Annotated in this window: 8 protein-coding genes; 1 reads left to right on the top strand and 7 read right to left on the bottom strand. The window is 40.7% G+C overall.

The window, feature by feature from the left end; all coding sequences use genetic code 11:
• Nucleotides 1–132: 132 nt before the first annotated feature.
• Genes nrfF through F0227_RS17195 form a run of 6 tightly spaced genes read right to left on the bottom strand, consistent with a single transcriptional unit; the run spans nt 133 to nt 5353 of the window.
• On the bottom strand, nt 133–576 hold the full coding sequence (nrfF, locus tag F0227_RS17220; RefSeq protein ID WP_171754480.1) for a heme lyase NrfEFG subunit NrfF: 444 nt from the start codon (nt 574–576) through the stop codon (nt 133–135).
• A gap of 1 nt (nt 577) precedes the next feature.
• Nucleotides 578–1096 (bottom strand): DsbE family thiol:disulfide interchange protein, encoded by a 519-nt coding sequence (locus F0227_RS17215; protein WP_171754479.1) that lies wholly within the window; start codon nt 1094–1096, stop codon nt 578–580.
• Nucleotides 1083–2990: a heme lyase CcmF/NrfE family subunit gene (locus F0227_RS17210; protein ID WP_171754478.1), complete on the bottom strand. Its 1908-nt coding sequence runs from the start codon at nt 2988–2990 to the stop codon at nt 1083–1085. The genes F0227_RS17215 and F0227_RS17210 overlap by 14 nt, the downstream gene beginning before the upstream one ends.
• A gap of 49 nt (nt 2991–3039) precedes the next feature.
• On the bottom strand, nt 3040–3987 hold the full coding sequence (gene nrfD / locus F0227_RS17205) for a cytochrome c nitrite reductase subunit NrfD (protein WP_171754477.1): 948 nt from the start codon (nt 3985–3987) through the stop codon (nt 3040–3042).
• 2 nt (nt 3988–3989) lie between these two features.
• Entirely contained in the window at nt 3990–4673 is a 684-nt protein-coding gene (gene nrfC, locus F0227_RS17200; RefSeq protein ID WP_171754476.1) for a cytochrome c nitrite reductase Fe-S protein, read from the bottom strand.
• A complete protein-coding gene (locus F0227_RS17195) occupies nt 4673–5353 on the bottom strand; it encodes a cytochrome c3 family protein (protein WP_171754475.1) in 681 nt (226 codons plus the stop codon). Before F0227_RS17195 ends, nrfC begins: the two co-directional genes overlap by 1 nt.
• Before the next feature lie 537 nt (nt 5354–5890).
• On the opposite strand from F0227_RS17195, the gene nrfA reads away from it, so the two are divergent.
• Entirely contained in the window at nt 5891–7312 is a 1422-nt protein-coding gene (gene nrfA / locus F0227_RS17190) for an ammonia-forming nitrite reductase cytochrome c552 subunit (protein ID WP_171754474.1), read from the top strand.
• A 519-nt stretch (nt 7313–7831) separates the two neighbouring features.
• Here the strand turns inward: nrfA and F0227_RS17185 are convergent.
• The gene (locus tag F0227_RS17185; RefSeq protein WP_253822127.1) at nt 7832–8479 is read right to left on the bottom strand and encodes a hypothetical protein; all 648 of its coding nucleotides are present in this window, start codon (nt 8477–8479) and stop codon (nt 7832–7834) included.
• Nucleotides 8480–8482 lie beyond the last annotated feature (3 nt).

The raw sequence follows: 8482 nt of genomic DNA, 5'->3' as shown, positions 1-8482 counted from the left end.
GTCAGATAATCTTGAAAGGGAATGCCATTCCTTCAATTATCTTTCTTGAACTGAACTTGTTGATGTTGCTCTGAATCCTGCATCTTGAGGTCACTTGAGTATATTCTCGATTGAGAACCAAGGGTAAAAAAACTATTTTTTCACCGCTCGGATGGCAAGTACGCCCCCGATAAGCAAGAGCAGCAGAGGCAAAAACCATAGTAGATAGGTACGATTATTGACACTTGGCTGATACAGTACAAAATCACCAAAACGACGAGTCATATAGTCGACAATTTCTTGATTCGACTTTCCTTCTTTAATCATCTGATAAACATGAAGACGTAAGTCTTTGGCAACAGGAGAGTTAGACTCAACCAAATTTTGATTTTGACATTGAGGACATCGAAGGGACTTTGCCAACTCAATGGCATTTTGTCTTTGTGCGTCGTTATCAAATTCAAATAGTTCGACTTTAATAGCGACGTCTTTATTGTCATCGTAGAAAACCGTTTGGTTATTATTCTGTGCAGACCACGCCAATGAAGCCGTAACAGTTAGCATAGCGATAAAGGTAGCTCTTAATAAACGATACATATTACCTCTCAAAATACGCAGCAATACTGTTATCCCAAACAGCTTGATCGATGACACCACTAATCCTATGAACTATCTTGCCATTAGAGTCGATAACAAATGTTTCTGGTGTTCCTATCACACCTAGATCCAGTGCTAATTTACCCTCTGGATCAAAAATCACGTTTTTATAAGGGTTGCCATCTAACACCAGTACTTTGCGAGCATCTTTTTTATTATCGCGATAGTTAAGCCCATAAATAGCAACACCTTGGCGATTTAGCTGTAAAAGAAAAGAGTGCTCCAGTTTACAAATACCGCACCACGATGCCCAAACATTAAGCAGTTTGTAACCATCACTGATTAACTCTTTTTCGGTAACCGGATTATCGCTACTCAATGACTGTAAGTTAAATGCTGGTATTGGCTCATTTAGCATCGCAGTATTGTTGCTCGATGAGTCATCATTTAGTGCATAGGTTAATACCACAAAAATGGCCAACGATAATGAGGCAAATAAAACCAGTTTAATTATGCGCATTTACTTTCTCTACATTGTCTATATATCTAAACCGAGATACAAAAGCGGCAATTCCGCCTAGAATCATCACCATACCACCAAACCAGATCCACTGAACATACGCTTTGTACTGAATCCTCACCGCGAATGAACCATCATACAGTTTCTCTCCCAGAGTAATGTATAAATCCCCATGCCAATAGCTCTTAATCCCCGGCTCTGTCATGTTCATTACTCTGACTTGATAGTGTCGTCTCTCAGGGATAACGTGATCACCACTACTGGTTGTTAGCACGACTTTCTCAGAGGTATAATTTGGCCCAACAAACAGTTCTTGCTGTTCAAAGGTAATAGCAAATCGACCAAGTTCTGTTTTCGTTCCAACCGTCATGCGGTCACTATTTTCAATAGAGTGGTACGCGTTCATACTCGCCCCTATTGATGCCATAACAATGCCTAAGTGAGCAAGCCACATAGGCAATAACTTAAGTCGAACTCGTGTTGATGGAGAGGTAGCGAACTGATAAATCATGGATAACATGACATTACTCGCTAAAATCCATGTCGCCAATACCATCATCTCTAGCTGCTGATATTGCAGGCGATACAGAATGAAACCAATAAAACACGCCAGCAAAAACTGCACAACCAACACTCGTGGCTTATTGTTTTTACTGCTTAATACAATCGGGGCAGCACTCATTAATAGCAAAGCAATGAATGTCAACGGAGCAAATAAAGAATTGAAATATGGTGCTCCTACGGAGATTTTTCCAAGATTTAATATCTGGAATACCATTGGGTAAAAAGTACCCAGCAGTACCGTTATCATCGCAATGGTAAACAAACCATTGACCAACAAAAACAGAAACGGCTGTGTGGTAAAGCTTTTAATAGGCTTTGACTGAATGTCGTTTGCTCGATAAATCTGCGAGCCAAATCCAGCTAAAATCAAGCCGAGGAGAATAAGTATTAAGACAACCCCTCGGGTTGGATCCACAGCAAAGGCATGCACTGAGGTCAAAATACCAGAACGAACAACAAAGGTACCTAATAAGCTAAGAGAAAAAGTAATGAACGACAGGCCGAGTGTCCAGCCAATCAATCGTCGGCTATTACTGCTCACGACAAGACTGTGAACTAAAGCTGTCGCCGTTAACCAAGGAAGCAAAGAAGCATTCTCAACAGGATCCCAGAACCACCATCCGCCCCAGCCCAACTCGTAATAAGCCCACCATGCACCTAAAAGAATTCCGGCGGTTAAAAACACCCATGCAAACAAGGTATATTTACGGCTCACTTCAAACCAGTAGGTTGGAATCTCTTTCTGCCACAATGCCGCCAGAGCTAAAGCAAAACTTGAGGCAAATCCAATATAGCCCATGTATAGCAAGGGTGGATGGAAGATCAGTGCGATATCTTGCAGCATCGGATTGAGGTCTCGCCCTTCATCCGGAAGAACCGCATTTAACTCAAAAGGATTGGAAGCAAACAAGGTAAATACAGCAAAAATAGCCACTAAAGAGGCGCTAATGATCAGTACTTTAGTGAGATAACTTTGCGCTACTTTTGTATTTAGTAACGCAATAGCAGAGTTCCAGAATGCAAGAGTGATAACCCAAAACAGCAATGACCCTTCATGTCCTCCCCACACTGCAGCAATCTTAAAAAAGTTGGGTAATGCGCTATTGGAATGCGCAGAAACATATTGAATCGCAAAATCATCAAAGTAGAAAGCAAAAGCTAAAGTGATGATGGAAATGAGAGAAAACAGTAGACTGGCATGCACGAGAGCAAGTTGCAGTGGATAGCACTCTTTTCGTCCTGAATACAGACCAAATGCTGCAGTGAGGATAGAAAAGATGGAGGCTATAGCGACTAATAGAAGAGAGAACTGACCAATTTCTGAATACATATTTTATATTAAGAAGGCTTTACCCTAACAGGGTAAAGCCTTTTCATTCCTAAACGACTGTCATTTGACCAGCATATAGAATAAAGGTACGAAGCATCAATACCCCAGCTAAACTAAGTGTGGTAACAAGCAGGATAAACACAGATTTGTGACGCACCTCTTTTGGACAAAATGCGTTTAGCGCTAATGGAACAAGCATACCAAACAGTATCACGCCCCACCAAAACCATGACGCCCAAAAACCACTACCAATAGCATTCCACGCCGCCACTTCGCCTCGTCCACCTGCAAATATAAGCCCAGTAAAGAAGGTAACCATGACAAACAGTTCAAACATCACAACGGGACGCTCAAAACTATGCACCCACTTAACACTTGCGCTATGAGGTGATTCTTTAAATCCAAGAATACCAAACAACATACACGCAGCCGCACCAGAGGATAAACTAGAGAATAAGAACAGTATTGGTAATACAGGGTTATTCAGCATTGGATAGGTTTTAAGCGCTGACAGTAAGAATCCAGTATAGGCCGCCAATACAATGGCAAGAAAGCCAAGGAATAACTCTAACGCATTCTCTACCTTAGCGATTTTATCAATAAGATCACCAACAAATGAAAGCTGCTTAGGCATATATTTCATAATGGTATCTTTGAAAATAATCGCAATCCATGCAAACAGCACGGCCATATAGATGTTAAATAACATCACCCCCATGGACATAACGGAACTGGTATTGTAGTAAATCATGATTTTCCAAAACATCAGAGGTTTTGTTAAGTGGAAAACCAAAATCGTCAAACCAGAAATAATGCCAAATGGCGCTAACCATGCTGTGGCTTTTAAAATACCGTTTTTAGCCGGATCACCTTCAATAACTTTTCTCTTCAAGTATATTGAAATCATTACCGAGCCTGCGGACATACCCGCCAAAAACAGATAAATAGCTATAATCCAGTCCCATACAAGGGAATCGAAATTAAACGCAACTTCCATTTCTAAATCTCCCCTTTCTCATGTGGAACTTTGTATAGCTTAGGTTTTGTCCCTAGCTGTACCTTGTCTCGATATACTATCTTGTCTTTCAATACCGCATTAATTTGCGACTCTGGATCATTAAGGTCACCAAATGTTAGCGCTTTGGTAGGACACGACTCGACACACGCAGGCAGTTTGCCTTGTGCCAAATTAGTATCACGACAGAAGTTACATTTATCTGCAGATTTAGTTTCAGGATTAAAGAAACGAACTTGATATGGACACGCGGCTAAGCAATAACCACAACCGACGCACTTGTCATTATGAACATCGATGATTCCAGTTTCTTCATCTTTATAGGCCGCACCTGTTGGACAAACCATTACACATGGCGCGTTTTCACAGTGCTGACAAGAAACACGATTAAAGCTGTAATCAACGTTAGGATACTCGCCTTTCGGTTCACTACGTTCAATCTTAAGTCTTGCTACGCCTTCTGGAACATTGTTTACTTCGCGACAGGCATCTTCACAAGCAGTACAACCGATACAAGCATTTTCGTCATAAACCATGCCGTATCGCTTTTTGCCATCTTCCATACTATAAGCAAGAGACTTACCGCTTAATGCTGACGTACCAGCAACACCGGTGGTAAATATAACGGCACCCGCACCGGTTAAAAAATTTCGTCTTGAACAGCTCATTACTGATCCTCCTGCTTGTCTTTAAGCTGGTTAAAATCAGCGTGACAATCAACGCACATACCAATGATGTCTTTATGACTTTCAAACTCTAGTACGTTCACACCAGTATCGTTCTTCTTCTTAATTCTCGCCTTGGTCTTCATGCGTTTGCTTTTCTTCGTTGCAATATGAACATCATGACAATTTGAACAGGTTAAATTCAGCGCATGAACATCGTGAGTCCAGCTTGCTTGCTGTAAAGAGGTCGCGTCATGACACTCCACACACTCTTTATTCGCTTTGAAAACATCCTCTTGACTAAGCAGAGTTTTGTTTGTTCCAGCTTGAGATTGCGCAGAAGCGTATTTGGTTACTTTTTTTGAATTCTTACGGTGCGTAGAACCGATCTTATTGTGGCAGTTTGCACATGTGACAGGTTTACCCAGTACTTCGGTTGCTGCATCGCCGTGAGTCTGATGTTGCGTAACACGTGAAGAGGTATGACACTGAAGACATTTAGCATCAGGGTCTCGTTTCTTACGGGTTGTTTTTTTGACTTTTGAAACTGTTTTCGTAGCAGTTTCAGCTTTTGAGGTGGCCGCCCCATCCGCAGCGACTGCGTAATTAACGGAAAAACCATAAAGACATAATATAAGAAGAGACTTCAACATTATGGCTATGGTCAATCTACTATTGCCCATGTTTACCTATCCTAATTCCGAAAGTTAAATAAAATAAACTTTCGAACAAATATAAAAGTTTATGAAGTTAAATATAACCCCAAATGATAATAACTCTTATTTAGAAACAGCCACAACGCTATTGCAAGTATTATAATTAGTTCTTCAATTAATGCTTAACTAACGTTCGAAAAGAGTGAGCTATTTCACCTTATTTTATTTAAGGTAATATTCTAACCTTTTGAATATGAAGCCTTAATCTTACAGCTAAGTACTACTAAAGTAGTAGTTGAAAATAGTGAATATATTAACTACACATCTGCATTAGATAATTAACTATTAACCCTTTAGGGGTATATAAATTAATTTGTGCTTTGGATCACCTCGATAAATTGATCTGAAACAATTTATATTTTTTGTTTAATAAAACTTATTATTTTTCAGCTAGAATATAACGGTATCTCCAAAGTCTTATTTTGGATACCAGTCCACAACGCTAGGTATAAAAAAAGTAAACGGAGTAAATAATGAAAAAACAACAAACATGGAGGCAACACCATGAGTAAGCACTGGATAACAAGTTCTATAACAGCCATCGCTGCTAGCTTAATTTTTAGTGCAGCTAGTGTTGGTGCTGCTGAAGGCAAGATCGGTGATCCACGTAATGAGCAGTTCGAAGCTTCACATGCAGATCAATATCAATCTTGGAAAGCAACTTCTGAAAGCAGTGAAATTGAAGACGCACTAGCCGGTGATCCTAATATGGTCATCATGTGGGCTGGATACGGCTTTGCAAAAGACTACAACAAGGCTCGCGGTCACTTTTATGCGATCGATGACTTACGTAATACACTAAGAACAGGCGCACCTAAAGACGAAAAAACAGGTCCTATGCCAATGGCATGTTGGAGCTGTAAAAGCCCTGACGTTGCGCGTTTAATTGAAAACGAAGGTGAAGACGGTTATTTCGCGGGTAAATGGGCTCGTCTAGGTCATGAAGTCGTTAACTCTATTGGCTGTTCAGACTGTCACAACACAAAAAGCGAAGCGTTTAAAAACGGTGAGCCTGAGCTAATGATCACTCGTCCATACGTGGAACGTGCATTTGAAGCTATCGGTATGCCTTTTGCTGAGCAAGATGATACTGAAAAACAAGCTACTGTTTGTGCTCAGTGTCACGTTGAGTACTACTTCACAGGTCCTAACAAGAGCGTTAAGTTCCCTTGGGATCAAGGTACTAACGTAGGTGACATGGAAGCATATTACGATGCTCTAAACTTCAAAGACTGGACTCACAAAGTGTCTAAAGCGCCTATGCTTAAAGCACAGCACCCAGGCTTCGAAACATGGAAACTTGGTATCCATGGTAAGAACGGCGTAGTTTGTGCTGACTGTCACATGCCTAAAGTTGAAAAAGATGACGGCACTGTATACACAGACCACAAAGTAGGTAACCCACTAGATAGCTTCGACAACACTTGTGCGCAATGTCATACACAAGAAAAAGAGTACTTCGAAGATGTTGTTTCAACTCGTAAAGCTCAAGTTACTAACATGAAGCTAACGGCTGAAAAACAAATCGTAGCCGCTCACTTCGAAGCTGGTGCAGCTTGGAAAGCTGGTGCAACTGAAGAAGAGATGAAACCTATCCTAATGGATATTCGTCACGCACAATGGCGCTGGGACTATGCTATCGCATCTCACGGTGTACATATGCATGCTCCAGAAGTTGCTCTAGAAATTCTAGGTACTGCAGTAGACAAAGCAGCTGACGCTCGTACTAAGCTTGTTCGTCTTCTAGCGAAGAAAGGCATTACTGATCCAATTCAAATCCCTGATATCTCAACTAAAGCAGCCGCTCAAAAAGCGATTGGTATGGATATGGATAAGATGAACGCTGAGAAACAAGAGTTCCTTAAAACTCTTGCTCCTGAGTGGGATAAGAAAGCTGACGCTCGCGAAGCTCAATACAAGTACTAAACTAAGTAGATAAGGTAACGGGCCTACCCCGTTACCTCTATTTTAAAAAGCTAGCATATTGCTGGCTTTTTTATTGCCTATTACTCCTCTCTGCTAAACGGCATAAGGCCAAGCCATAAATCATATCTGCGCTTATTGCTGTCTTATGCAAATCAACCTCTAGTGAAAGTCGCTCCGTACGCACCAGTAGCATCATCATTCACTACAAAAGAGTCAACTACCCCAATAACGCCCACTCTCAACCTTATCCAACGCCAAAGTAGAACTATTGATGCCAGACCAAAGGAGACACTTTAGTGGTACTTTATTAACAACGGATAAGATAGTACCCCATTGAAAGTCGTTACTTATTAGAAGTCGATAGATATCACTACCGTGTTTTACAGCGGCTGTTAATTTGCGGCGAGAACCAATAGAAGATTAGCGAGGTGCTTTACTCACCGCCATCATAAGCGATGAGTAATAAGATATGGGATAAGTATTGTTAGAAAAGCACAGTGTACAAATATGACTTTAACGTTAGTTCATCATTTCACGAGTTTTATTGATCGAGTTTATCAAAGTAACTCTGTCTATATTAGGACGATCGGAATCAAGCACTTGCTGCCAGATATCAATCGCTTTTTGATATTCAAAACTTAAGAAATAATCATTAGCTATTAACATCAAAGCGGTGTCATTAAGCGGGTCTCTCGATAACGCCTCATCAATTAGGCGCTGTACCCCATCAGTAATCCTTTGCGAATTAATGTAATAGTCTGCCGTGGCTTTGGCAGCAAAAACGGTAGATGATGGCTCATCAGTAAGGCGCAGCACATAACTGAAGCAGGTAGAAGCCGATTCAAATCTCCCATCCGCAAAATAGCCTTGTCCTAACTGAAACCAGAGATCGGCATTGTTTCTATCTTGTTTTAACTTCTCTTCAATCTCTAGCAATACTGCATCAATGGTTTTTCCTTGCGCTTTTTTAGATGCAGAAAGAACAACCTCTGGCTTACTTGGTTCAATAACAAGATACCAAATAGAGAATGCCGTTAATGATAGGCATAGTGACACCAGCAGCGGAACCTTAAAAACGGCCGCAGAGTATTGACTAAAATTATGCTTATAAAGATAAAGAGAGCAAATAACAATTACTGCTAGTGCAGAGAGAATAATAGGATACATTTT

The sequence above is a fragment of the Vibrio sp. 99-8-1 genome (genome assembly GCF_013114595.1).
Classification (GTDB): Bacteria; Pseudomonadota; Gammaproteobacteria; order Enterobacterales; family Vibrionaceae; genus Vibrio.
The sequence above is the reverse complement of the archived record's forward strand: the minus strand, read 5'-3'. Positions and strand labels throughout refer to the sequence as shown.